This is a genomic window from Methylorubrum subtropicum (assembly GCF_038442325.1).
Taxonomy (GTDB): domain Bacteria; phylum Pseudomonadota; class Alphaproteobacteria; order Rhizobiales; family Beijerinckiaceae; genus Methylobacterium; species Methylobacterium subtropicum.
Genome location: NZ_JBBXMW010000006.1, coordinates 51,144 through 74,310, shown reverse-complemented (window position 1 = coordinate 74,310; position 23,167 = coordinate 51,144). Strand labels below are relative to the sequence as shown.

Genomic DNA, 23,167 nt, shown 5'->3' with positions numbered 1-23,167 from the left:
ATGCTTGCCGCGCGTCCGGCCCATGCCGTCCGGGCGAGTCGTCTTGGCGTTGCGATCCGGTAAGGAGCGGGCACTGCTTCCGCCCACAACCGAATCGATTCCATGCCCCAAGGTGCCGTCACCTTCCTGGGCCGCGGCCTCGCCTATGTGCGCGGCCAGCGGATCGTGCTGACGATCTGTCCGGTCTGCTCCCAGCGCAACGACCCCAAGGCGGCCGAGCGGGGCCAGTGCCTGTGGTGCGCCTACGAGCCCAAACCCGCCGACGTGCGCGCCGCGACCGGCGACGGCAAGCGGAACGGCAAGGCCGCCTGATTCAGGGCGCGACCGTCACCGCCTGCCGGAAGGCGGGCGTCGGGGCGAGCGGGGCCCAGGTCCAGCCCTCGTCGGCGAGGTCGATGACGAGATCGTAGGCGCCGGGCGCCTCGGGGGCAGTGACGGCGAGGCTCAGATCGATCTCCCCCCCGGCCCGCAGCGGCAGCGGTAGATCGATGCCGCGCGCTACGGCGACGGGCTCGCCGTTCCCCCCGACCCAGACGCTGCGCAAGGACAGGCCGAACGCCTCACCGTCCCACGTGAAGGGGCCGGCATTGCGCAGCTTGACCGCCAGGGTGCGGCTCTCGCCGGGGGCCATCCGCGCGGGCGGATCGGCCACCGCGAGGTCCACCCGGTAGGCGTCGCGCACCGGCACCAGCGGCGGCTCGGCCAGCGCCCGGGCCATGGCCTCGGTGAGGGTCTCGGCGAGCGCCCCGACATTCTCGTCGCGGAAGAACTGGGCGTGCGCGCCGGGAATCTCGGCCCGGCGATGGTCCCGATACAGGCGCCGCCACATCCGCTCCGGATCGCGGTAGCGGTGGTCGGGATGGCGGGCGAGGCTGTCGCGGCCGTAGAGATGGATCACCCGCCCGCCATAGGGCTGGGGCGCGAACCCCCATTCCATCAGCACCAGCAGCGGCACGTGGCGCCCGCGCCGCAGCAGGTGCTGGGCCACCGGCTGGGCGATGAGGGCGCCCTGGCAGTTGCCGCCGAGCAAGACCGGCCCCTCGGGGCAGGTCTCGACGATCTCGTGGACGTAGCGCAGGGCGAGTCGCTGGATCTCGTCCTCGTCGTACCGGATCACCCCGCTGCCGGAGCGGAAGCCGTAGAGCGGCTGATCCGGCCCGAGATGCCGGGCGAGCTGGCGGAACTCCCTCTCGACCTGGAACACCCAGAACAGCGGCGGGCGCCCGCCCGCGACGTTGAGGCCCGCCACCAGCCGGTCGCGGGTCGGGCGGGTGCCGGCCCAGGTCTCCATCAGGCTAAGTTGGCGGCTGCGCAGGTCGTCCGGCAGCGGCCAGGGCAGGGGGGCCGAGGGGTCCGCCGCATCGGGCGCGACCGGACCCGCGGGCGCCGCGCCGATCTTGGACACCAGCCGCACCAGGGTCGCGAGCGTCGGGTCGGCGAAGAACGCCTCCGGGGCGATCCAGCCGCCGTAGGCCTCGCCGATGCGGGTGGCGAGCGCCAGCGCGCGTAAGGAATCGCCGCCGAGATCGAAGAAGTTGGCGCCTGCGTCGAGCGGCCCCTCGATCGCCAGCACCGCGCGCCAGATCGCCGGGACGCCCTGCTCGGCGGGCGGGGCCGCCTCGGGCGTGTCCGGGCGCGCCGCCCGGTGGCGCAGCACGGTGCCGAGGCGGCCGGCCCGGATGTCGTCGGCCAGCGCGCGGCGGCGGATCTTGCCGGCCCCCGTGAGAGGGATCGCGTCGGGCTCCACGGCGACGACCCGCCCCGGCGCGAGGCCGAAGCGGCGGCCGACGATGGCCGCGGCCTCGGCGGCGACCAGCTCCAGATGGACGGCCCCGGCCTCCGCGGCGAGCACGACGACGAGGCGCTCGCTCTCCTCGCCGGGCCAGTGGACGGCGCAGGCATGGGCCCGCACCGCGAGGTCGAGCCCGGCCTGGAGCGCGGCGTCGATCTCGGCCAGCGACAGCTTGCGGCCGTTGGTGATGAGCACGTCCTTGGCGCGGCCGTGCAGCGTCAGGCGCCCGCCGGCCATGATGCCGAGATCGCCCGTGCGGTACCAGCCGTCGGCGGTGAAGGCCGCCCGCGTCGCCTCGGGCTCGCCCCGGTAGCCGGAGAACAGGGTCTGCGGGCACAGGGCCTCGACCTCGCCGAGTTCCCCTTCCGCCACGACAGCGCCCGCGGGATCGACCACGCGCAAGGCCACGCCGGGGGCGGGCGGCCCGAGATCGGCCGGGTCGGCATCGGCGGAAGGCGGGCCCAGGCCCTGCTCGGCCCCCGCCATCAGGGCACCGGTCTCGGTGGTGCCGTAGCCGGCGGAGAGCGGGGCATGCGGGGCGCCGTGGCGGGCGAACAGCGCGCGTAGGCGCCGCATCACCGCCGGCACCACGGGCTCGGCCCCGAACCCCATCGACTGGAGCGCGCCGAGATTCCAGCGGCGCTCGGCGCCCCCCTCGGCCGCCTTCAGCAGGTAGGCGGCGAGCGAACTCGTCATCAGTCCGTGGGTGACCCCCAGGGTCTCCATCGCGTCGAGCACCCGCAGCGGCTGGGTCGCGAAGTCGGCGAGATCGACGTGGACGACCTCGCGGTTCATGTGGAACGCGACGGCGATGCCGCTGATGCCGTCGATGGGCAGGCTCGACAGGTAGACCACCGGGACCGGCGATTTCGGCCGCGCCTGATGGAAGCGGTTGAGGATCGTCTCCTGGCTCAGGGCGACGAGCTTGAGCTGCCCGGTCGAGCCCGAGGTGGCGACGAGGCAGCACGGCTCGGCGCAAGGGCGCTCCTCCGTGAAGGGAGCCTCGGCCTCGCAGGCATCGAGTTGCAGGAGGGTCGTGCCGGCGGGCAGCGCGCCGCTCTCCGGCGCCGCCGCGGCCCAGTCGGCGAAGCCGTCGTCGTGGAGGACGACCGGCGCGTCGAGCCGCGCCAGGGCCGCGCGTAAGGGGGCGTCGTCGCGGCCGAGTTCGCGCGATCCGGCCTGCCCGGTCAGCGGCACCAGCGTGGCGCCCACCCGCAGGCCGGCCCAGAAGGCGGGGACGAAATCGAGGACGCCGCGGATCAGCAGGACGACCGGGCGGTCCGGCCCGGCGCCTGACGCGGCGAGGGCGGTCGCGAGATGGGCGGAGCGCACCCACAGCGCCCCGTGCGTCCGCGACGGAAAAGGCCCGGCGGCGGACATCGACCAGATCCGCCGCTCGGGCGCGCGCGCGATCTGCGCTGCGACGACGCCGAGCAGGGTCGGCGGCAGCGCCGGGTCACGGGTCAGCGCCCCGCCGCGGGCGAGGGCGCGCGGAGGGGTCTCGTCACGTTGGTCCATGATCTCGAAAACGCCTGCTGCGATGCGCCCGACCCTTACAGGGTCCGGCAGCGGGCTGCGAGGCGCGAGATCAGGACGCCGGCCTCAGAGGCGGATGACGGCGACCTTCGGGATCGGCGGAAGGCCGGAGGTGGCGTCGAAGGCCGGCGAAGGCGGCGGGGGCGGACCCTCGGCACCGAGCGTCTCCATCTGGCAGCGGATGTTCATGCCGTTCTCCTGATCGGGCGGGGGAGTCGGCGCGCCGCGGACGGGCGCGCCCGGACGTCTCACAGGCGGACGACGACGACCTTCGGGATCGGCGGCAGCGACGACATCGGCGAGCGAATACCGCCCGGAATGCCGGGACCTTCGCCGTTGATCGTCTCCGGCTGGAGGCGGTTGACGCCTTCACCGTGGATCGTTTCCATCTGGACGCGCGTGGTCATGCTCGCTCTCCTGAATGAGGGAGCGGCGAGCATCGGGGCGGACACGGGCGAAATCAACCTCGTGCCCGCGCCCCGCGGCCGAATCCGACCCGATGTCGCCCCAGCGACACACCCTGGGCGGAGTCGGACCGCGGCTCGGCCCAACCGTTGCGGGCACCGGCGGCGGGGTCGATCCGCGTCACAGCCCGGCGGTCGCGGTCCGCGCCGCCTTCGTCGGCAGATCGAACACGCCGGCCCACAGGCCGCGGCGGCGGCCCCAGGCGCGCGCGTCCTGCGCCGCGTAGTCGGCCGAGACGCCCCGGTCGGCCACCGCGTAGCCGTTCTCGACGAGCCAGGCGGCGAGGTCGTCGCCGCCGAGGCGGCAGCGGGCGCGGGGGGCCCCGTCCTCCGCCGTCCCTTGCGCCTCACAGGTGATCGCCGCGTCACCGATCCGGGCGGCGAGCGCCTCGGCGGCGACGCGCCCGCAGGGGTAGCCGCGCTCCCCCGCGTCGAAGCAGGTCTGGTCGAGACCCGGCGCCGCGATGCCGTGCAGCCGCACCCGCCGCCCGCCGAGCGCGAGGGTGGCGCCGTCGATCACCGTGGCCGGGCCGGCGAGCGCAGCGTCCAGCCTGACGACGGGGGCGGCGAGGGCGGCGATCCGGGTCGCGGCCTCGCCGGCCTGGGCCGGCCGGACCGGGGCGCCGAGCATGAGCGCGGCGAGCGGCAGGCCCAGCACCACCGGGGCGCGCCAGGGGCGGCGGCGCGCGGGCTGGGGCGCCGTCGGTTTGGCAACGGCCGGGCTGGCGATGGCGCCGACGAGGCAGGCGGCGTAGAGCAGGGCGATCGTGGCGGTGAGGGACATCGGATGGCTCTTTCGCGAGAGGGGTGGCGGGCGGCCCGGCCGGGGCCGGTGCGCCGTCTGTGCCGTCTGTGCCGTCTGTGCCGTCTGTGCCGCCTTCTCGCAGGCGGGCCCCCGCGCCGGCCTGACGCCGCCCGTCAGCCTCGCGTCAGCGGGATTCGGGCATCCCTCCCCGGTCCCGGACACTCCGTCATGCCGCGCCCCCTCCGCCTCCTCCTGATCGCCCTGCTGCTCGCAGGCACGCCAGCGCACGCCGACAGCGACGGCGAGCGGGCGCGGGCCGCCCTAGAGCGGGGCGAGATCCGCCCCCTCGACGCCGTGCTCGCCGCCGCCAAGTCCGCCGTGCCGGGCGACGTGGTCGCGGTCGATCTCAAGCGCGACGACGGGCGCTGGTTCTACAAGCTGCGCATCCTCTCCGCGGACGGGCGCCGCCGCGACGTGAAGATCGACGCCGGCTCCCTCAAGGTCATCGACGATGACGACGACGATTGAGCCGGGCGCGTTCCCCTCCCCCTTGCGGGGAGGGGTCAGGGGTGGGGGTCGTGCAGGAGGCACCGCTCACGCCTCAATCTGCACCACCCCCACCTCCAGCTCCTCCCCGCAAGGGGGAGGAGAGGCGCGCACTCCTGCCGCCCAAGCGGCTTACGATAACCGCTCCTCCCCCACCGGAATCCCCCCATGCGCATCCTGATCGTCGAGGACGAGCCGCGCATCGCCGCGGACCTGCGGGCCGGGTTGGAGCGGGCCGGCTACGTCGCCGAGAGCGTCGGCGACGGCGAGGCGGCGTGGTTCAAGGCCGAGACCGAGACCTACGACGCGATGGTGCTCGATCTCGGTCTACCGCGGCTCGACGGGCTCGGCGTGCTGCGCCGCCTGCGCGGGGCCGGCGTGCGGCTGCCCGTCCTGATCCTCACCGCCCGCGACGGCTGGCGCGAGCGCGTCGAGGGGATCGACGCGGGCGCCGACGACTACCTGCAGAAGCCGTTCCGGATGGAGGAGCTGGTGGCGCGGCTGCGCGCGATCCTGCGCCGCACCGCCGGCCACGCCTCGCCGGTGCTGCGGGCGGGCGAGGTCGAACTCGACACCCGCACCCGCGCGGTCTCGATCGAGGGCCGCGAGATCGACCTGACGGCGCTCGAATACCGCCTGCTCGCCTTCCTGATGCACCGCCAGGGGCAGGTCGTGCCCGCGGGCGAACTCCTGGACCATCTCCACGGCAGCGACAGCGACCGCGAGGCCAACGCGCTGGAGGCCCTGCTGACCCGGCTCCGGCGCAAGCTCGGCCCCGGCGTGGTCGAGACGCGGCGCGGCCACGGCTACCTCGTGCCCGCCGACCCGGAGGGCGCGTGAACCCGGTCGGCGACGACTCTTCGTCGTCGATCGCCCCCGCAAATGCGGGGCGGCGGGCGTCCGCCGGGCGCACCGATCCCGACCGAAGGTCGGGGGCGGTGCACTTCAGGATGCGAAGCGACTCGCTGCGGCTGCGCCTCGGGCTTGCCGCCGCCGCGCTGATCGCCATCGCCCTGGCGCTCGCCGGCATCGGCCTCACCGTGATCCTCGACCGGGTGCTGGACGCCCGCACGGCGGACGGGCTCGACCGGGTCGCCAAGCTGATCGCCGGACAGGTCGCGCTCGGTCGCAACGGGGCACTGGCCCTGCCGCAGGAGCCGCCGGACCCGCGCTTCTCCACGCCCTACGGCGGGCTCTACTGGCAGATCGAGGGGGGCGGGCAGACGCTGCGCTCGCGCTCGCTCTGGGACCGCGGCCTCGGCACCGTGCCGGACACGACCGCCGAGCCGGCGGTGGGCGACCTCGACGGGCCGGACGGCAGCCGGCTGATCGCGGTGACGCGCCGGGTGACGATTCCGGCCCGCGGCGAGAGCGTGGCGCTCGCCGTCACCGTGGCCGAGGACCGCCGCGATCTGGCCCATAGCCGCGCCACCTTCCTGCGCCTGCTCGTGCCCTCGCTGGTCGCGCTGTTCGCCGCGCTGACGCTCGCCATGGCGCTGTTCGTGCGCCGCGCGCTCGCCCCGTTCCGGGTGCTGCGGGCCGATCTCGCCGCGGTCCATTCCGGCGCGCGAACGCGTCTTCCCGAAAAATTCCCGGAGGAGGTGCGCCCGCTGGTGGCCGACCTCAACCGCCTGCTCGACGCGCAGGAGCGCGACCTGGAGCGCGCCCGGACACAGGCCGCCGACATGGCCCACGGCCTGAAGACCCCGCTCGCCGTGCTCGACGCGCTCGCCCGCCGCACGGAGGGCGCCGACCCCGCCTTGTCCGAAGAGATCGCCGAGCAGGCCCGCGCCATGGCCCGCCAGGTCGAGCGCACGCTCGCCCGCGCGCGGGCCGCCTCGGGGGGGCTGCGGCGGCGCATCTCACCCACCGCCCCGGTGGCCGAGCGGATCGTCGGCGCGCTCAAGCGCCTGCCCGACGGCGAAGCCCTGCGCTGGGAGATCGCGCTGCCCGACACCCTGGCCTTCCCCGGCGACGAGGGCGACCTCACCGAGATCCTGGGCAACCTTTTGGACAACGCCCGCAAATGGGCCCACCGCCGCATCCGCGTCTCGGGGGAATCGGCCGGGGAGGCCGGGCATCTCACGGTCGAGGACGACGGCCCCGGCATGAGCGCGGCGGCGATCGCCGGCATCGCCCGCGGTCGCCGCTGGGACGAGACCCGCCCCGGCACCGGCTTCGGCATCGCCATCGCCCGCGACCTCGCGGAGGCCGCGGGGGCGGGGTTGCGGCTGGATCGCTCCGAGTTGGGAGGCCTGCGGGTGACGCTGCACTGGCCGGCGGGTTCAGCCGGGTAACCGCATCGATGCCGCGCATCCCCTCGCCCCGCCGTGCGGGGAGAGGGTCGCGACGACCTCGTCGTCGTCGCGACAAGGCGGCAGCCGGGGGTGAGGGGGCTTCGACGGATGTGGCTCATCCTGAACCGCCCCCTCACCTTCGCCTGCCGGCTCGCTTCGGCGACGACAGGGTCGCCGAAGCCCTCTCCCCGCAAGCGGGCGAGGGGGTGCGGTTGCGGGCTCGCGGATCACGGTGGCCCTAACCCTTCGTTCACCATGCCCGCCGCCGACCGACTCATCCTCTCGGCGTCTGTGCGCCAGCGCATGCGAGAAACGCAAAGCTCGAGCCTATACCGCACTGCAACAAGCGTGAGGGTTCTGAGGCCATGGCCTCCAAGGTTCTGTTGGTGTTGACCGTGCTGGTGCTCCTGATCGACGGCCACGCGCCGCGCATGCGCGAAATCCGCAATCCGGACGCCGAGGGCGGCGGGCGCATCGGCTTCACCCTCAAGCGCGCCGACCGCTCGGCGTGAGGCAAAACGTCCGGCGGGCGAGAGACTTCCTGAGGAATCTTCACAAACCGCGGGAAAGCCGGCACCTTCGCCTCAAGCGGACGAAACCGCGGGGAGGACACGGATGTCGGCACGCGGATCACTCGCCCTCGCGCTGTGCCTGATGGCGCCGCTCGCGGCGCAGGCGCAGGACGGCTCGCTCGCCGCAACCACGCTCGGGCAGGTGATGAAGGCGCGCGCCACCGTGCAGGCCGATTGCGGCTTCGACATCCTGAAGGAGAGCCCGCTCGGCGACCTGTCCTGCAAGTCCGGCACCCGCACCGCGGTCGAGGCCTGGGACGAGGCGCTGACCAAGGCCGGCCTTCCCACGGCCGAACGCGCCGGCACCGCCGAGCGCCTCGGCCTCGTCCCCGCCCCCGAGGACGAGCCGGCGGGCATCTGGCGCGCCGACCCGAAGGACGCCGCCCGGCTGATCGCCAACCTGAGTTTGAAGGCCGGCGGCTGAGGCCGGACCGCGTCGGATCGGTAAAAACCCTCTGCCGTCATTCCGGGGCCGCGCAGCGGAACCCGGAATCCACCCGTGATGCGCGGCTGTACGAGGGGTCGTGCCCAGTCGTGGATTGCACGCCTCCGGCGCGCCCCTTCGGGTCCGGGTTCTCGCCTTCGGCGAGCCCCGGAATGACGGTGCAGAGTATGGCACGACCAGGTGTTGCGCCGTGGCCCCCATCCGACCCCAAAACCTCGGCGCGGCGCGATTGCCCCGCAAACCCCGCCGCGGCGCGTTGACCGTTTGCCGCAGCGCCGCTTAAGTGCCGCAATGCGCCAGCGCCCGCCACGCTTCGTGACCGGCCGCGCGATCATCGGGGTGATCGCGCTCTACGCGCTCGTCCTCCAGGCCTTCCTCACCGCGCTCGCACCGATCGCGCCGGCGATGGCCGGCGAAATCCTCTGCGCTGAGCACGGGATCGGGGCGGGCTCGTCCGACGACGGCGGTCCCGCCTGCCGCCATCACGCCTGCTGCGTCCAGGCGCAGGCGCCCCAACTCGGCCTGCCGCCGACGCCCGTCGCGGCGATCACCGCCGACTGGCCGCCCGAAGCCGCCCCCCTGCCGTGGCCGCCCTCGGAAGCAGCGCGCGCCCGCGCGCCCCCCGATCCGGCCGTCGGCCCGCGAGGTCCCCCCGCCGCCTGAGCGATCCGTTCTTTCGATCCCTCAGACCTCGGGCTCCCGTCCCATGTCCGTTCCGTTCCTGGGCTCCGCCCCGGCCGCCGCGCGTGATCGCGTGCGCAGGCCGCTGCGCGAGGCCGTCTACCGCGCCGTCTGGCGCTGGCACTTCTATGCCGGGCTGATCTGCCTGCCGTTCCTGATCCTGCTCGCAGCCACAGGCGCGCTCTACCTGTTCAAGCCAGAGATCGACGCTTCGGTCTTCGCCCACCGCACCGTGGTGGCGCCCGCCGGCACCCCGCTCGGGCCGGACCGCCTCGTCTTCAACGCGATGCAGGCGGTGCCGGACGGCGTGCCGCTCTCCTACACCGAGCCCGCCGGCCCGACCGCCTCGGCGCTCGTGACCATGACGGTCGGGGCGGACAGGACACTGGTCTTCCTCGATCCGTATCGCGGCCACGTGCTCGACGCCCTGCCGGCGGCGCAGGAATTCTCCGGCGTGGTGCGTCGGCTGCACAGCCTCACCCTGTTCGGACCGGCCGCGAACCTCGTCGTCGAAATCGTGGCGGGCTTCGCCGTCATCCTCGTGATCACCGGCACCTTTCTGTGGTGGCCGCGGGGGCAATCGGGCGGCGTGGTGCGGGTGCGCGAGACCCCGCGGCGCCGGGTGTGGTGGCGCGACCTCCACGCCGTCACCGGGTTCCTGGCGGGCGGCGGCCTGCTCTTTCTCGCGCTCACCGGCCTGCCGTGGTCGGGCTGGTGGGGGCAGGAATTGCGGGCGTGGTCGAACGCCGCCGGCCTCGGCCAGCCGCGCCAGCTCTGGGCCGAGAAGCCGGTCTCGGCGGTGCCGATGCGCGCCGTGCTCAACGAGCCCGGCTGGACGATGCAGGATGCCCCCGTGCCCCGCTCGGAGCCGCGCCCGGCACACGCCATCGGCCTCGACCGGGCGGCGGCGATCTTGCGCGGGATGGGCATGCCCGCGGGCTTCGAACTCGCCCTGCCGCTGGGCGAGACCGGCGTCTACGCGGCGGCCGCCTATCCCCGCGACGTGACGGCCCAGCGCATGGTCTCCCTCGACCAGTACACCGGCCGGCCCCTGGTCGATGTGCGGTTCTCGCAGATCGGCCCGGTGGGGCAGGCGATCCAACTCGGCATCGGCCTGCACAAGGGCGAGCTTTTGGGTCGCGCGAACCAGCTTGCGATGCTGGCCTTCTGCCTCGCCACCATCCTGCTCGCGGTCACCGCGGGCGTGATGTGGTGGAAGCGCCGCCCCGCGGGCCGGCTCGGCGTGCCGCCGCTGCCGCGGGATCGCCGAGTGATGGCGGGCGTGACCGGGCTCGTGCTCGGCCTCGGCGCGCTGTTTCCGCTGACGGGCCTCGCGATCCTCGCCCTGATCGGCCTCGACCTCGGCGCCCGCGCGCTGATCCGCCCGCGCGCCCTGCGCCCGGCCGCCCACGCCTCCTGATCCGGCCGGGCGCTTTTTTTCCGCGCCCGCCGACACGCCATTCGCGACCGCCTCCGGCGCCGCTCCCCTTCTCCGTTTCCGACGAGCCCATCATGCCCGCCCCCCTGCGCCGCGCCGCCCTCTGCCTGCTTGCCGCACAACCGTTCGCCGCCCAAGCCGCGCCCGAAGCCGTCACCCTCGAAGAGATTTCGGTCGCCGGCGAGGGCCGGGGCAACGGCTCCGGCGGAGGGGCATCACCCAACGACAAGAAGTTTGGAGTGGCCGCCCCGCCCGGTGCGGCGGCGCTGCCGATCGAGCAGCCGGTCGGGCAGATCGTCACCGCGGTCGGGCGCGAGGCCATCGCGAACCGGCCCGCCACCAGCATCGGCTCGGTGCTGCTCGACAGCCCCGGCGTCACCGTGCGTCAGGGCAACGGCGGGCGCGACGTGGTGATCTCGATCCGCGGCAACAACGCCCGCTCCACCGGCGTGACCCGCAACATGGTGGTCTTGGAAGACGGCTTCCCGGTCACCCAGGCCGACGGCGCCTCGCGCTTCGATCTGGTCGATCCCCGCGCCTATTCCCGCATCGACGTGTTTCGGGGCCCGCAATCGGCGCTGTTCGGCAACTACGCCACCGGCGGCGCGCTGGCCTTCCGCACCCGCACCGGCCGCGAGATCAATGGGTATGAATACGGCGTCGATGCCGGCAGCTTCGGCTACCTCAGCAATTATTTCACCGTCGGCGGCGTCAGCGGTCCGTTCGAGGTCAGCCTGTTCGCCAGCGACGTCCGCGGCAACGGCTACCAGCAGCATTCGAGCTACGACACCCAGACCGTCAACCTGCTGGCGAGCTACACGCCGACCCCCGACAACCGCTTCACCCTCAAGGTGATCAACAACGAGATCGACGCCAACATCCCCAGTCGCGCCTCGCTCGACCAGTACCGCCTCAACCCGTACCAGCGCGGCTGCGATACGGCCCTGACCGCCGCGCCGGGCTGCGCGACCTTCACCCTCGGCGGGGTGGCGGCCACCGCCGCGCAGGCGGGCTTCCGCCGCAACGACCGGCGCACCATCGTGGCGGCGCGCTTCGAGCACGACATCGACGCGCAGACGACGTGGCGGGTGCAGGCCGGCTTCGACGAGCGCAACTACAACCAGCCGTTCTTCACCTCCGCCGGCCGCGGCAGCCTGCCCTCCTACAGCCTGCTGACCGACCTCACCCGCCGCGGCGATTTTCTGGGGCTTCCGGCCGTCGGCTACGTCGCGCTGTCGTACAGCGCCGTCGACGTCACCGCCTCGACCTTCAACCTCACGCCGTTCGGCGGTGCCCGGCTCGGCTCGCTCGTGGCGTTGCAGGACGCGCTGCAAACGAACCTCGGCGGCCGGGCGCGGCTGGAGCTGGAACTCTCGCCCGAATGGAAGGCCGTCACCGGCCTCTCGGTGGAGAACTCGACGATCAACGGGCGCAACCGCAGTTTCGCGCCCAACGGGACCGAGACGCTCCCGCGCGCCATCGCCGACCGCCGCTTCCTCAACGTCGCGCCCGAACTCGCCCTGGTCTACCAGCCGGACCCGACCTGGGCCCTGCGCGGCCGGGTCGCCACCGGCTACGCCACGCCCTCGTACTCGTCGCTGTTCGTCACGCCGCTGGGCGCCCCCGGCAACAACACCGGCCTGAAGACGCAGGAGAATCTCGGCTTCGACCTCGGCGGCGACTGGCTGCCGGTCGAGGGGCTGCGGCTCAGCCTCACCGGCTTCTACGAGTTCTTCCGCAACGAGTTCGTCTCGCAATCGCCGGGGGCGGGCCTGCTCAACTACACCTTCAACGCCCCGGCCTCGGAGCATCGCGGCATCGAACTCGCCGCGAGCTACGCCTTCGCGCCAGGCTGGAACGGCGTGCTCGCCTACACCTTCGACGATCAGGTCTACACCGACTACGTCGAGCAGCTCAGCGTCCGGCGCCAACTCCCGCCGCGGCCGGACTTCCCCGATTCCCCTCCCGAATTCGAAAACATCACGCGGCCGTTCAACCGCGCCGGCAACCGCATCCCCGGCGTACCCGACCATCAGCTGCTCGCCCGCGTCGGCTACGACGTGCCGGCGGGTCCGCTGGCCGGGCTCGGCGGCTTCGCCGAAGTCGTGGCGCAGGGCGGGTACTTCGCCGACAATTCCAACCTGCTGAAGGTTCCGGGCTACGCGATCGTCAATCTCAACGTCCACTACTCGGCCCTGCTGCCGGAGGGTTACGCCAAGCGGATCGACCTCTATGGCGAGGTCCGCAACGTGCTGGACACGGTCTACGTCGCCTCCGCCAATCCGCTCGCCAACACGCTCAACCGCGACACGGGCCTCCTGAACGGCCGGGGGTCGCTCGCCTCGACCGTGGGCTCGATCTACGCGGGCGCGCCGCGCACCTTCGTGGCCGGCATGAAGCTGTCGTTCTGAGACCTGCAGGGGGTGGGGGCGAGCGAGCGGACGAATGCCACGGTCGAGGGGCCCGTTCCCCCCGACAAATCCCCTCATCCTGAGGTGCCGCGCAGCGGCCTCGAAGGAGGGCTCCAGGGATCGCTGAGCGAACTGGAGCCCTCCTTCGAGGCTCAGCCTTCGGCTGAGCACCTCAGGATGAGGGGGAGAGGGTGGGAGAAGAGGTCGGCTCTACCGTCCCGCGTTCACCCAGCGCACCAGATCGCCGAGCACTTGGCTCAGCGCGGCGTCGAGGCCGGTGGCGGCGGTCTGGGGATCGACCTTGGGGACGGGGACGCGGGCGGTGAAGACGCGGGCGTTGACGACGCGGCCGGTACCCTCGGCGATCAGCTTGGCGGACAGGTCCACCACCGCCTCGCCCGAGCCGGAATCGATGTCGAACTCGCGGATCTCGCTGACCAGCAGGTACTCGGACGGGATCTTGTCGCCGGGGCGCGAGACCGAGCGCAGGCGGCCGGAATTCTCCAGGCTCTGGATGATCCGGGTCTGGATCAGGCGCGGCAGCCGGTCGGCCCACTGGCCGCCGCCGAGGAAGGACAGCGAGCCGCCGCGCTCGCGCACGATGATGCGGTCGGCCTCCATCGGCTGCAAGCCCACGGGCTCCGACACCACCAGGGAACGCGCGACCCCGCCCGCCCGCGGCTGGCCGGGGAGGGCGGCGAGGTCGAAGGTGAGGGGCGTCGCGCCGCCGCCGCCGCAGCCGGCGAGCGCGGCCAGCAGCGCGAGGCCGGTCGCGGCACGCGCCGCGCGGGCCGGGAAGGCGGGGAGGAGAAGTCGCGTCATGCGCTCGGGCACCGTCCGTTCGCGTCGAGCAGGGAATGGAGCGTCACCCTACCACGCCAAGCTTACGGCAACGCTCGAACGGGGCGGTGCGCCCCGGCACATCGGGCACGTGAGATGACGTCAGCGCCCGCCGTTGTATTCCGGCAACGACGGCTTGCCGCCGAAGATCACCTGGGAGGGGTCGCGCTCCAGGCTGCGCGCCGCCCGGCTCAGGGTGTTGAGGGTGCGCTGCCCGTCGGTCGCCAGCGCCTCGACCTCGCGGCGGCTCGAACCCGACAGGCGGTTGAAGCTCGTCGAGATGTTGGCGGTGCGCTTGTCGAGGTTCTCCGAGAGCGTGCGGAAGGCCCGGCCCGCATCGCGCACCGAGACCGCCGCCTCGCGGATGTCCGAGAAGGTGCTCGATCCCTGCTGGCCCGAGGCCGAGCCGAGGAAGCCTTCCGCCCCCTTGAGCACGCCGTCGATCCGGTCGGCCGAGGCGCTGAGCTTGGCCGCGAGCTGCCGGGCGTCGTGCAGGCCGGCCTCGATGTCGGGGCCGGACTTGGCGAGCGCGGTCGAGAAGGTGTCGGCGTTCTCGATCACCCGGTTGAGGCGCTGCCCGTCCACCGCCTTCACCAGCCCTGCGATGGAGGGGCCGGCATCGGCCAGCGTCTTCGAGAAGGCCTCGACGTTGGCCAGCGTTCGGGTGATCGCGCCCTCGTTGCCGGCCACCACCTTGTCGAGGCGCTGCAACACGTCGTCGGCGCGTTGCGCGATCTGCTTGGCGGCGGCCATCATGTCCTGGATGTCGCTCGAATCGGCGAAGATCGTCGGCATCTGGTCGCCGGAGCCGGCTTTCAGCGGAGGCGCGTCGGCGCTGCCGCCCGACAGCGAGATCTGCGACACGCCGGTCAGCATCGCGGAATCGAGGCGCGCGCGGGTGTCGGCGCGCAACGGCGTCGAGGGATCGACCTGCACCATGGCCACGACCCGGCGCGGGTCCTGCGGCAGCAGGCGCACGTCGAGCGCCTCGCCGACCTTGATGCCGTTGAACGACACCGTCGAGCCCTTGGCCAGACCCCCGACCGAGCCGGAGAAGACGATGCGGAGCGCCTGGGTCGCCTGCCCCCGCGATCCGCCCTGGAGCCAGAACACGAAGCCGAAGGCGGCCAGCACCACGCCGATGGTGAAGGCGCCGATCAGGACGTAGTTCGCGCGGGTCTCCATCGGTCTAGCTCTGTTCCCGATCCGGAGGGCCGAGGCGGTGCGCCACCGCACGTTCATTGAGTTGTGCCTCTCCCGACCGGTGGTCGGAAGACGCACGCCCGGCGGACGACCGCCGCCGCGCAGTCGCGCGGGCGAGCGGCGATGCTTGGGCATCACCGCTCGGGGGGAGCATTACCGTCTCACGCATGGGCATAAGCCAGCTGCGGAGCAGGAGCCGCCGGCGCCAGCGCCCGCGCGCGCTTGCCGTGGAAGTAGGAGCGCAGCCACGGATGGTCGTGGTCCAGCATCTCCCGGATCGTGCCTTCCGCGATGATCTTGCCGTCGCCCAAAGCCGCGATGCGGTCGCAGGCGGTGTAGAGGCTGTCGAGATCGTGCGTCACCATGAAGACGGTGAGCCCCAGCGTGCGCTTGAGGGTCGAGACGAGGTCGTCGAACTCGCCCGCGCCGATGGGGTCGAGGCCCGAGGTCGGCTCGTCGAGGAACAGGATCTCGGGGTCGAGCGCCAGCGAGCGGGCGAGCGCCGCGCGCTTGATCATGCCGCCGGACAGCTCCGAGGGGTACTTGTCGGCGGCGTCGGGCTTCAAGCCGACCATCTCGATCTTGAGCCGGGCGAACTCGTCGAGCAGGCGCTCGGAGAGCTTCAGGTGCTCGCGCATCGGCATCTGGATGTTCTGCTTGACGGTGAGCCCCGAGAACAGGGCGCCCTGCTGGAACAGCACGCCCCAGCGCTGCTCGAGCTGGCGCCGCCGGGCGAGCGAGATGGAATCCACGTCCTCGCCGAAGATCTGAATCGTGCCCGAGCGCTTCGGCACGAGGCCGAGGATGGTGCGGGTGAGCACCGACTTACCCTGCCCCGAAGGCCCGACGAATCCCAAGATCTCGCCGCGGCGGATGTCGAGGTCGAGCCCCTTCATCACGGCGCGCTCGCCGAAGGTCACGACGAGGTCGCGCACGCGGATGATCGCGTCCACATCGTTCGCGTCGATCTGGGGCCGGGCTGGAGAAAAATCTGCCAAGCTGTGCGTCCGCGCAGGCGTCAAAAATTGATCGCGGCGAAGAAGACCGCGAAAAGGCCATCCAGCACGATCACCATGAAGATTGACTTGACGACTGAGGCGGTGACGTGGCGGCCGAGCGATTCCGCCGAGCCCTGGACCGCGAAACCCTCGATCGTCGCGATGATGCCGATGGTGAGCGCCATGAACGGCGCCTTGATCAGGCCGACGGCGAAGTGGTGGAACGACACTGCCGCCTGGAGCCGGGCCAGGAACCCGTCCACGGTGAGCCCGCCGTAGAGCGCCGCCGTGAGCCCGCCGCCCGCGAGCGCGGCGAGCGAGCCGAGGAAGGACAGGATCGGCAGGCCGATCACCAGCGCCAGGATGCGCGGCAGGATCAGGATCTCGATCGGGTCGAGGCCCATGACGCGCAGCGCGTCGACCTCCTCGCGCATCCGCATCGAGCCGATCTCGGCGGTGAACGCCGAGCCGGAGCGGCCCGCCACCATGATCGAGGTGAGCAGCACCCCGAGTTCGCGCAGGATCAGCAGGCCGATCAGGTTCACGACGAAGCTCTGCGCGCCGAAGCGCTGGAGCTGGAAGATGCCCTGCTGCGCGACGATGCCGCCGACGAGGAACGAGATCAGCACGATGATCGGCACGCCGCGGAAGGCGACCTGTTCGAGTTGGTTGACCAGCGCCGCCGTGCGGAACGTCTTCGGGCGACGCGCGACCCTGCCGGCCGCCGCGACCACTTCCCCGAGGAAGGCGATGCCGGCCAGCACCTCGGCCCCGCCGCGGGCGACGCGGCGCCCGAGCCCGTCGAGGGCGCGGATGCCGGGGTTGCGGGTGTCGCGCGCCTTCGGCTCGGGCTCGCGCAGGCCCATCTCGCCGAGCAGGATGCGGTGCTCGGGCCGCGCGCCCGCATAGGCGAGGCGCGAGCCCGCCCCCTCGATCTCGGCGCGCGTCCGCTCCAGGACCCAGGCGCCGAGCGTGTCGAGGCGCAGCACGCCGCTCAGGTCGATCACCACCGGCTGGCCGCGCCCGTGGGCGGCGATGCCGGCCGCCGCCCGCTCCACCGCCGGGCCCTGGTCGGCGGTCCAGCGCCCGCGCAGGGTCACGCGCGCGCCGTCGAGGTCGGCGCCCGCGGCGTCGAGCGTACCGGAGCCGTTCTCGATCCGCACGGATCACTCCCGCTGGCGTCCCGGCTGGGACGGGTCGGACTACGTAAGCGGTCTCTATACCGCATCGCCGCATGGGGGGACAAACGGGGAAGGATTCGTTGACTTTTGATAGTCTTTGATGCCTCTGCACGCCGCCATCCGGGAGGCCCCCCGCTCCCGACACGCCCGGCGAAAGACGCCGGGCGGGTGGATCGCCTGTCGGGATCGAGGTTGCGATGTCGGTTTTCGGCCGTGCCCCTGCCGCGCCCCTCGCGCGCGGGACGCTCCTCCTCGCCCTGCTTCTCTCTGGTCCGGCGCTCGCCGCCGAGCCGAAGGGCGCGCCCCCCGCGGTCGGCACCCTGACGGTCTCGGCGCAGGAGGTGACCGAGACCGAGAAGTACATCGGCCGCATCCAGGCGGTGTCGCGCTATTCGGCGGTCGCCCGCGTCACGTCGTTCCTCAACGAGGTGGTGTTCAAGGAAGGCCAGGACGTCCGCAAGGGCGACGTGCTATACCGGCTGGAGACGGCGCCGTTCGAGGCGGACGTCGCCTCGAAGAAGGGGGCGCTCGCCAACATCCAGGCGCAGCTCAAGCTCGCCGACATCAACCTCGCCCGCTCGACTTCGCTGATGCGCAGCCCCGCCGGGCTGCAGCAGAAGGTCGATGAGGACCAGTCGCAGGAAGGCTCGCTGCAGGGCCAGCTCCAGGGGGCGCAGGCCGACCTGAAGACGGCGCAGATCAACCTGAGCTACACGACGATCGCCTCGCCCATCGACGGCAAGGTCGGCCGCACCGCGATCACCGCGGGCAACCTCGTCTCGCCGGACACCGGCGTGCTGACGACGGTGGTGAGCCAGGACCCGATGTACCTGCTGTTCACGATCCCGACCCGCACGGTGATCGATCTGCGCCACCGCCTCGCCTCGGTCGGCGGTCTCGATGCGCTCAAGCTGCGCATCGTCCTGCCCGACGGGCGGACCTACGGGGAGACCGGCCGGGTCGACTTCACCGACAACACCGTCTCGGCCTCCACCGACAGCTTCACCATCCGCGGCGTGTTCGCCAACCCGGCCCGCGGCGAGAACCGGGCCGGGCACGCGGTGCGCGAACTCATCGACGGCGAGTTCGTCACCGTGATCGTCGAGAACCCCGAGCCGGTGCGCCTCGTGACGATCCCGCGCGCGGCGGTGCTGACGGATCAGCGCGGCGACTACGTCTACGTCGTGGCCGCCGACGGCAAGGCGGAGCGCCGCAACGTCGGGCTGGGGCAGCCGGTCGGCACCCGCACCACGGTGACGTCCGGCCTCAAGGACGGCGAGACCATCGTGACCGACAACCTCCAGCGCGTGCGCGCCGGCGAGCCGGTGGCGGCCTCGCCCGCGCCGGGCGGTCCGGAGGGCAACCGGTGAGCCGCTCGGCTCGACGGGACAAAGTTCGGAGTCCGCGATGATCTCCTCGATCTTCATCGACCGCCCGCGGCTCGCCGTGGTGGCGGCCATCGTCGTGACGCTGGCGGGCCTCCTGGCGATGACCCAGATCCCGGTCGCGCAGTTCCCGCAGATCGTGCCGCCGGAGGTGCAGGTCAGCGCGACCTACCCGGGCGCCTCGGCGGAGGTGGTCGAGGCCGCCATCGCCCAGCCGCTGGAGGCCGCGGTCATCGGCGTCGACAAGATGATCTACATGAAGTCGATGAGCGGCAACGACGGCAGCTACAGCCTGACCGTCTCGTTCAAGCTCGGCAGCGACCCGGACATCGACACCGTCAACGTCAACAACCGCGTCCAGACCGCCCTCGCCCAGTTGCCGCAGGAGGTGCGGCAGGAGGGCGTCACGGTGCAGAAGCAGGCCACCGCGATCCTGCAATACCTGATGCTCTACAGCGAGGACGGCAGCCAGGACCCGCTGTTCCTGACGAACTACGCCACCATCAGCGTGCTGGACGAGCTGAGCCGCACGCCCGGCGTGGGGCAGGCCTCGCTGTTCGTGAACCAGCAATACTCGATGCGGATCTGGTTCGACGTCGATCGCCTCAACAACCTCAAGATGGCGCCGTCCGAGATCGTCAACGCCGTCAACGCCCAGAACGTGCAGGCCGCCGCCGGCCGGGTCGGGGCGCGCCCCGTCAGCAACGACCAGCAGTTCCAGTTCAACATCCAGACCAAGGGCCGGCTCTCGACCGCGGAGGAGTTCGGCAACATCGTCGTGCGCGCCGACCCCGACGGCTCGGTGCTGCGGGTGCGTGACGTGGCCCGCGTCGAGATGGGCGCGCAGAACCTCGACGCCATCGCGAGGCTCAACGGCAAGCCCGCGGTCGCCATCGCGATCCAGCTCGCGCCGGGCGCCAACGCGGTCCAGACGGCGGACGCCGTGGACGCCACCCTGAAGCGGGTGAGCAAGCGCTTCCCGCCGGGGGTGAAGTCGAAGGTCGTCTACGACGCCACCACCTTCGTCGATCAGACCATCCACGAGGTGCTGCTGACCATCGCCGAGGCGTTCCTGCTCGTCGTCCTCGTCGTCTACCTGTTCCTCGGCAGCCTGCGGGCCGCGCTGATCCCGGCGCTCGCCGTGCCGGTCAGCCTGATCGGCACCTTCGCGGTGCTGCTGGCTTTGGGCTACTCGGCCAACACCATCTCGCTGCTCGCCATGGTGCTCGCCATCGGCATCGTCGTGGATGATGCCATCGTCGTGGTCGAGAACGTCGAGCGCGTGATGGAGGAGCGGCCCGACCTCTCCGTGCCGGAGGCGACAAAAGTCGCCATGCGCGAGGTCACCGGGCCGATCCTCGCCATCACCCTGGTGCTGCTCTCGGTGTTCGTGCCGCTCGCCGCCATCCCCGGCCTGTCCGGCGTGCTGTTCCGGCAATGCGCGGTCACGATCGGGGCCAGCATGGTGATCTCGGCGCTGGTGGCCCTCACCCTCTCGCCCGCGCTCTGCGCCGTGCTGCTGCGCCGCGGCGGCCACGCCCGCGGGCTCGCCGGCCTGACGCAAAGGGCGATCGAGCGGACGCGGATCGGCTATGCCACCGTCGTCACCCGGTTCGTCCGGGTCAGCCTCGTCGGCCTCGCGCTGGTGGCGGCCTGCGGCGGCGGCATCTACGCGCTCGCGGCGCTGACGCCGAGCGGCTTCCTGCCGTCCGAGGACCAGGGCGCCTTCTTCGTCACGGTCCAATTGCCGGACGGCGCCTCGGTGTCGCGCACCGCCGAGACCGTGACGAAGCTCGAACAGCAGATCCTGGCGATGCCGCAGGTGGCCGACACCTATTCGGTGATCGGCTATTCCTATCTCGACACGGTGAACGCCCCGAACATGGCGTTCATGCTGGTCCACCTGAAGCCGTTCGCGGAGCGGACCGGGCCGGAGGATTCGGCGCAGGCGCTGATCGCCCGGATTACGGAAGAATCGCAGTCGATCCGCAGCGGCGAGGTGATCGCCTTCAACATGCCGCCGATCATCGGCCTCTCGACCAGCGGCGGCTTCGAATACGCGCTGGAGGCCATCGAGGGCCAGAGCCCGGAGGAACTCGGCAGCGTCGCGCAGGGCCTGATGGCCGCCGCCAACGCCGACCCGAAACTGGCGGACGTGTTCACCACATACACCGCCGCCAACCCGTCGCTGTTCCTCGACATCGACCGCGACAAGGCGGCCGTGCTCGGCGTCAACCTCGGCGACGTGTTCGACACGCTCCAGGCGACCTTCGGCGGCACCTACATCAACAACTTCAACATCTTCGGCCGCACGTGGCAGGTCAACATCGAGGCCGAGGCGGGCGACCGCGACAAGGTCTCGGCCCTGTGGCAGGTCTACGTGAAGAACGCCAAGGGCGACGAGGTGCCGTTGCGCTCCTTCGCCTCGACCCGCTTCGTCGGCGGCCCGCAGGTGCTGACGCGCTACAACAACTACCGCTCGATCCCCATCGAAGGCAGCCCCGCCGCGCGGGTCTCGTCCGGCACGGCGCTCAAGGCGATGGCGGCGGTCTCGGACGCGACCCTGCCCGACGGCTACGGCTTCGAATGGACCGGCACCGCCTATCAGGAAACCCAAGCGCAGGGGCAGTCCGGGCTGGTGCTCGGCCTGTCGCTGGTCTTCGCCTACCTGTTCCTCGTCGGGCTCTACGAGAGCTGGATGATCCCGGTGCCGGTGCTGCTCTCGGTCAGCGTCGGCGTGCTCGGGGCGCTCGGCGGCATCCTGGTCGCCGGCCTCTCGCTGGATCTCTACGCCCAGGTCGGCCTCGTGGTGCTGGTGGCCTTGGCCGCGAAGAACGGCATCCTCATCGTCGAGTTCGCCCGCAAACAGCGCGCCGACGGCCATTCGATCCGCGAGGCGGCGGTGGCCGGCGCCTCGGTGCGCTTCCGCGCGGTGGCGATGACCTCCATCGCCTTCATCCTCGGCCTCGTCCCCCTCGTCTTCGCCGAGGGCGCCGCCGAGATCAGCCGCCGCGCCATCGGCACCCCGATCTTCGCCGGCATGATCGCAGCCACCACCATCGGCCTGTTCCTGATCCCGATGCTCTACGTGGTCTTCCAGGGGTTGGCCGAGCGGGGATTCCGGCGCGCGAAGTAACGGGTTCCCAAAGGACGAGTCCTTTGGCGGGGCACCGGGGCAGAGCCCCGGTTTCCTTCCAAACCAGGGCTCCGCCCTGGACCCGCGAAGGGCTTACCCTTCGAACCCATGACTTGGGTCGCGCCGGAACAAAGGGCCGTGCGCCGTGCTTCCCACGTCAGACGACGGAGGGACGATCCATGCTCAAAGGTGGACTTCTTTGGTTGATCGGCATTCCGCTGCCGATCATTATGCTGCTGTGGTTCTTCGGCGTCTTCCACTAAGACGCGAGTGCCGCTGCTTCACCTTCGCGGATACGCTCACGCGCCGGCCGTCCGGCGCGCGAGCGCGACGAGGCACAGCCCCCCGACCGCCAGCGGCGCCATCATCAGGAAAGTCGCGCCACTGCCGAGCGCGCCGTAGACCGGCCCGCAGGCCAGCGTCGCCAGGGCCGAGACCAGCGCGGTCGAGGCCCCCACCGTGCCCTGCGCCCGGCCCCGCGCCCCATCGGGCGCGAAGGCCGAGACCGCGTTCATCGCGCCGAGATGCGTCGCCCCGAAGGTGAGGGCGTGCAGCATTTGCAGCGGCACGAGCCACGCGAGATCGCCCTCCGCCGCACTCAACCCCACGGCCCGCACGACCGCGGCGATGCCGCCGAGCGCCAGCAGGCGGAACGGGCTGCGCCAGCGCGCGGGCAGGTGGCTCAGCCCGGCGAACAGCGCGATCTCGGCGGCGACGCCGATGGCCCACAGCGCGCCAATCCACGGCGCCGAGACGCCGTGCGCGGCCCAACTCAGACTGCCGAAGGCGTAGATCGCCGCGTGGCTCGCCTGGATCAGCGCCGCGGCGGCGATGGTCAGCCACAGCCGCAGCGGCAGGCGAGGGGGCGGGCCGACCCGCTCGGGCGGCCGTTCGCGCGGCGCCGCCCGCTCGCCCGCGACGAGCGCCACGGTCGCGGCGATCAGCGCCAGCCCGGTCAGCAGCAGCGGCACCGCCACCTGCCCGCCGAGCCATCCCAGCAGCGCCCCGCCCGCGAGGTTGGCAAGCAGGAAGGACACCGAGCCGAACATCCGGATGCGGGCGTAATCGATCCGTTTCGGCGCCCGGCGGGCGGCGGCGAGCGTCAGGTAGTCGATGCTCGGCACCAAGGGCGCCTGCGCGGCGGCGTTGAGCACCACGAGCAGCGCCAGCAAGACAACCGCGAGGCCGGCCGCCGCCGGCATCAGCGCGTAGGTGAGGGCGAGCGTCAGGCTACCCGCCGCCAGCAGCGTGCGCGGGGCAATCCCGCGGTCGATCAGGCCGGCGAGCGGGCGCGTCGCCACGATCTTGGTGGCGATGGGCAGCGCGAGCAGCAGGCCGATCAGCCCCGGATCGAGCCCGAGCGCGCCGAGCCAGACCGGCATGAACGGCATCGCCACGCCGATCTCGACGAAGACGACCGCGTAGAGCAGGCCGAGCCGCAACGGGTCCGGTTCGGTCGCAGGGGAGGGTGAGGACAAAGGCCGCCGGTCCCGTCGT

20 protein-coding genes are annotated in these 23,167 nt (G+C 72.2%); 11 read left to right on the top strand and 9 right to left on the bottom strand.

Annotation, left to right across the window (positions count from 1 at the left end; translation table 11 throughout):
- The first annotated feature begins 102 nt into the window (after positions 1-102).
- On the top strand, positions 103-312 hold the full coding sequence (locus AAHG03_RS10570) for a hypothetical protein (RefSeq protein WP_342150606.1): 210 nt from the start codon (positions 103-105) through the stop codon (positions 310-312).
- A gap of 1 nt (position 313) precedes the next feature.
- Here AAHG03_RS10570 and AAHG03_RS10565 read toward each other — a convergent pair whose 3' ends face one another.
- The 4 genes from AAHG03_RS10565 to AAHG03_RS10550 form a co-directional block, all read right to left on the bottom strand.
- Positions 314-3,310 (bottom strand): AMP-binding protein, encoded by a 2,997-nt coding sequence (locus AAHG03_RS10565; RefSeq protein WP_342150604.1) that lies wholly within the window; start codon positions 3,308-3,310, stop codon positions 314-316.
- 84 nt (positions 3,311-3,394) lie between these two features.
- Complete coding sequence (locus tag AAHG03_RS10560) at positions 3,395-3,517, bottom strand: hypothetical protein (RefSeq protein ID WP_342150603.1); 123 nt, start codon at positions 3,515-3,517, stop codon at positions 3,395-3,397.
- A gap of 59 nt (positions 3,518-3,576) precedes the next feature.
- On the bottom strand, positions 3,577-3,735 hold the full coding sequence (locus AAHG03_RS10555; protein ID WP_342150602.1) for a hypothetical protein: 159 nt from the start codon (positions 3,733-3,735) through the stop codon (positions 3,577-3,579).
- Between the two features lie 178 nt (positions 3,736-3,913).
- Complete coding sequence (locus AAHG03_RS10550) at positions 3,914-4,576, bottom strand: thermonuclease family protein (protein ID WP_342150600.1); 663 nt, start codon at positions 4,574-4,576, stop codon at positions 3,914-3,916.
- Between the two features lie 189 nt (positions 4,577-4,765).
- Here AAHG03_RS10550 and AAHG03_RS10545 point away from each other — a divergent pair, with 189 nt between their 5' ends.
- From AAHG03_RS10545 to AAHG03_RS10510, 8 genes are all read left to right on the top strand, one after another.
- Positions 4,766-5,065, top strand: a complete 300-nt coding sequence (locus AAHG03_RS10545; RefSeq protein ID WP_342150599.1) for a PepSY domain-containing protein — start codon at positions 4,766-4,768, stop codon at positions 5,063-5,065.
- Positions 5,066-5,251: 186 nt separating this feature from the next.
- The gene (locus AAHG03_RS10540) at positions 5,252-5,923 is read left to right on the top strand and encodes a response regulator transcription factor (protein WP_342150598.1); all 672 of its coding nucleotides are present in this window, start codon (positions 5,252-5,254) and stop codon (positions 5,921-5,923) included.
- A 110-nt stretch (positions 5,924-6,033) separates the two neighbouring features.
- Complete coding sequence (locus AAHG03_RS10535; RefSeq protein WP_342150597.1) at positions 6,034-7,380, top strand: HAMP domain-containing sensor histidine kinase; 1,347 nt, start codon at positions 6,034-6,036, stop codon at positions 7,378-7,380.
- Between the two features lie 365 nt (positions 7,381-7,745).
- The gene (locus AAHG03_RS10530) at positions 7,746-7,892 is read left to right on the top strand and encodes a hypothetical protein (RefSeq protein WP_342150596.1); all 147 of its coding nucleotides are present in this window, start codon (positions 7,746-7,748) and stop codon (positions 7,890-7,892) included.
- Positions 7,893-7,995: 103 nt separating this feature from the next.
- Positions 7,996-8,376 (top strand): hypothetical protein, encoded by a 381-nt coding sequence (locus tag AAHG03_RS10525; RefSeq protein WP_342150594.1) that lies wholly within the window; start codon positions 7,996-7,998, stop codon positions 8,374-8,376.
- Positions 8,377-8,688: 312 nt separating this feature from the next.
- On the top strand, positions 8,689-9,060 hold the full coding sequence (locus AAHG03_RS10520; protein WP_342150593.1) for a hypothetical protein: 372 nt from the start codon (positions 8,689-8,691) through the stop codon (positions 9,058-9,060).
- A 43-nt stretch (positions 9,061-9,103) separates the two neighbouring features.
- The gene (locus AAHG03_RS10515) at positions 9,104-10,498 is read left to right on the top strand and encodes a PepSY-associated TM helix domain-containing protein (RefSeq protein WP_342150592.1); all 1,395 of its coding nucleotides are present in this window, start codon (positions 9,104-9,106) and stop codon (positions 10,496-10,498) included.
- 92 nt (positions 10,499-10,590) lie between these two features.
- Positions 10,591-12,927, top strand: a complete 2,337-nt coding sequence (locus tag AAHG03_RS10510; RefSeq protein WP_342150590.1) for a TonB-dependent receptor family protein — start codon at positions 10,591-10,593, stop codon at positions 12,925-12,927.
- Between the two features lie 210 nt (positions 12,928-13,137).
- Here the strand turns inward: AAHG03_RS10510 and AAHG03_RS10505 are convergent, their stop codons facing one another.
- From AAHG03_RS10505 to AAHG03_RS10490, 4 genes are all read right to left on the bottom strand, one after another.
- Positions 13,138-13,749, bottom strand: coding sequence for an ABC-type transport auxiliary lipoprotein family protein (locus AAHG03_RS10505; protein WP_342150588.1), 612 nt, complete (start codon positions 13,747-13,749; stop codon positions 13,138-13,140).
- Between the two features lie 120 nt (positions 13,750-13,869).
- The gene (locus AAHG03_RS10500) at positions 13,870-14,952 is read right to left on the bottom strand and encodes an MlaD family protein (RefSeq protein ID WP_342150586.1); all 1,083 of its coding nucleotides are present in this window, start codon (positions 14,950-14,952) and stop codon (positions 13,870-13,872) included.
- 179 nt (positions 14,953-15,131) lie between these two features.
- A complete protein-coding gene (locus tag AAHG03_RS10495) occupies positions 15,132-15,866 on the bottom strand; it encodes an ABC transporter ATP-binding protein (RefSeq protein ID WP_342150782.1) in 735 nt (244 codons plus the stop codon).
- Positions 15,867-15,988: 122 nt separating this feature from the next.
- Complete coding sequence (locus AAHG03_RS10490) at positions 15,989-17,131, bottom strand: ABC transporter permease (protein WP_342150585.1); 1,143 nt, start codon at positions 17,129-17,131, stop codon at positions 15,989-15,991.
- A 215-nt stretch (positions 17,132-17,346) separates the two neighbouring features.
- Here AAHG03_RS10490 and AAHG03_RS10485 point away from each other — a divergent pair, with 215 nt between their 5' ends.
- The gene (locus AAHG03_RS10485; protein ID WP_342150583.1) at positions 17,347-18,519 is read left to right on the top strand and encodes an efflux RND transporter periplasmic adaptor subunit; all 1,173 of its coding nucleotides are present in this window, start codon (positions 17,347-17,349) and stop codon (positions 18,517-18,519) included.
- A 37-nt stretch (positions 18,520-18,556) separates the two neighbouring features.
- On the top strand, positions 18,557-21,670 hold the full coding sequence (locus AAHG03_RS10480; RefSeq protein ID WP_342150582.1) for an efflux RND transporter permease subunit: 3,114 nt from the start codon (positions 18,557-18,559) through the stop codon (positions 21,668-21,670).
- 299 nt (positions 21,671-21,969) lie between these two features.
- Here the strand turns inward: AAHG03_RS10480 and AAHG03_RS10475 are convergent, their stop codons facing one another.
- On the bottom strand, positions 21,970-23,148 hold the full coding sequence (locus AAHG03_RS10475) for an MFS transporter (RefSeq protein WP_342150581.1): 1,179 nt from the start codon (positions 23,146-23,148) through the stop codon (positions 21,970-21,972).
- Between the last annotated feature and the right edge of the window lie 19 nt (positions 23,149-23,167).

Excerpts from the sequence above, each read along its gene's own strand:
- AAHG03_RS10570 (WP_342150606.1), top strand. The coding sequence starts at position 103 with ATGCCCCAAGGTGCCGTCACCTTCCTGGGCCGCGGCCTCGCCTATGTG.
- AAHG03_RS10565 (WP_342150604.1), bottom strand. The coding sequence starts at position 3,310 with ATGGACCAACGTGACGAGACCCCTCCGCGCGCCCTCGCCCGCGGCGGG.
- AAHG03_RS10560 (WP_342150603.1), bottom strand. The coding sequence starts at position 3,517 with ATGAACATCCGCTGCCAGATGGAGACGCTCGGTGCCGAGGGTCCGCCC.
- AAHG03_RS10555 (WP_342150602.1), bottom strand. The coding sequence starts at position 3,735 with ATGACCACGCGCGTCCAGATGGAAACGATCCACGGTGAAGGCGTCAAC.
- AAHG03_RS10550 (WP_342150600.1), bottom strand. The coding sequence starts at position 4,576 with ATGTCCCTCACCGCCACGATCGCCCTGCTCTACGCCGCCTGCCTCGTC.
- AAHG03_RS10545 (WP_342150599.1), top strand. The coding sequence starts at position 4,766 with ATGCCGCGCCCCCTCCGCCTCCTCCTGATCGCCCTGCTGCTCGCAGGC.
- AAHG03_RS10540 (WP_342150598.1), top strand. The coding sequence starts at position 5,252 with ATGCGCATCCTGATCGTCGAGGACGAGCCGCGCATCGCCGCGGACCTG.
- AAHG03_RS10535 (WP_342150597.1), top strand. The coding sequence starts at position 6,034 with ATGCGAAGCGACTCGCTGCGGCTGCGCCTCGGGCTTGCCGCCGCCGCG.
- AAHG03_RS10530 (WP_342150596.1), top strand. The coding sequence starts at position 7,746 with ATGGCCTCCAAGGTTCTGTTGGTGTTGACCGTGCTGGTGCTCCTGATC.
- AAHG03_RS10525 (WP_342150594.1), top strand. The coding sequence starts at position 7,996 with ATGTCGGCACGCGGATCACTCGCCCTCGCGCTGTGCCTGATGGCGCCG.
- AAHG03_RS10520 (WP_342150593.1), top strand. The coding sequence starts at position 8,689 with ATGCGCCAGCGCCCGCCACGCTTCGTGACCGGCCGCGCGATCATCGGG.
- AAHG03_RS10515 (WP_342150592.1), top strand. The coding sequence starts at position 9,104 with ATGTCCGTTCCGTTCCTGGGCTCCGCCCCGGCCGCCGCGCGTGATCGC.
- AAHG03_RS10510 (WP_342150590.1), top strand. The coding sequence starts at position 10,591 with ATGCCCGCCCCCCTGCGCCGCGCCGCCCTCTGCCTGCTTGCCGCACAA.
- AAHG03_RS10505 (WP_342150588.1), bottom strand. The coding sequence starts at position 13,749 with ATGACGCGACTTCTCCTCCCCGCCTTCCCGGCCCGCGCGGCGCGTGCC.
- AAHG03_RS10500 (WP_342150586.1), bottom strand. The coding sequence starts at position 14,952 with ATGGAGACCCGCGCGAACTACGTCCTGATCGGCGCCTTCACCATCGGC.
- AAHG03_RS10495 (WP_342150782.1), bottom strand. The coding sequence starts at position 15,866 with ATGAAGGGGCTCGACCTCGACATCCGCCGCGGCGAGATCTTGGGATTC.
- AAHG03_RS10485 (WP_342150583.1), top strand. The coding sequence starts at position 17,347 with ATGTCGGTTTTCGGCCGTGCCCCTGCCGCGCCCCTCGCGCGCGGGACG.
- AAHG03_RS10480 (WP_342150582.1), top strand. The coding sequence starts at position 18,557 with ATGATCTCCTCGATCTTCATCGACCGCCCGCGGCTCGCCGTGGTGGCG.